1 protein-coding gene is annotated in these 346 nt (G+C 41.9%); it reads left to right on the top strand.

Annotation, left to right across the window (positions count from 1 at the left end; genetic code table 11):
- The first annotated feature begins 71 nt into the window (after nucleotides 1-71).
- Nucleotides 72-320: a GIY-YIG nuclease family protein gene (locus J1G40_RS18300; RefSeq protein WP_265244108.1), complete on the top strand. Its 249-nt coding sequence runs from the start codon at nucleotides 72-74 to the stop codon at nucleotides 318-320.
- Nucleotides 321-346: the final 26 nt, after the last annotated feature.

The raw sequence follows: 346 nt of genomic DNA, 5'->3' as shown, positions 1-346 counted from the left end.
AGATGCCTCGGTGGCGGAACTGGTAGACCTGCCTGCCGGCAGGCAGGCGCGCTGGATTGAAATTTTGGATTATGGTTTGGGTATATGCCATATCAAGCTTAGAACATAACTATATTTATGTTGGAACTACTATAAATGTGGTCGAAAGGCTTGAGAGACATAATAAGGGAAGAGAAAAGACGACCAAATTTTATTCCCCGTTCGAGTTGATATTTACTGAAAAACACAACAGTAGAATCGAAGCTCGAAAAAGAGAGAAGTACTGGAAGTCGGGAATTGGAAAGGAACAATTGCGAATAATAAGAAATAAACATAGTTAGATGCCTCGGTGGCGGAACTGGTAGAC

Origin of the sequence: Muriicola sp. Z0-33, assembly GCF_026126425.1 — a bacterium.
Classification (GTDB): domain Bacteria; phylum Bacteroidota; class Bacteroidia; order Flavobacteriales; family Flavobacteriaceae; genus JAFMPW01.
The sequence above is the reverse complement of the archived record's forward strand: the minus strand, read 5'-3'. Positions and strand labels throughout refer to the sequence as shown.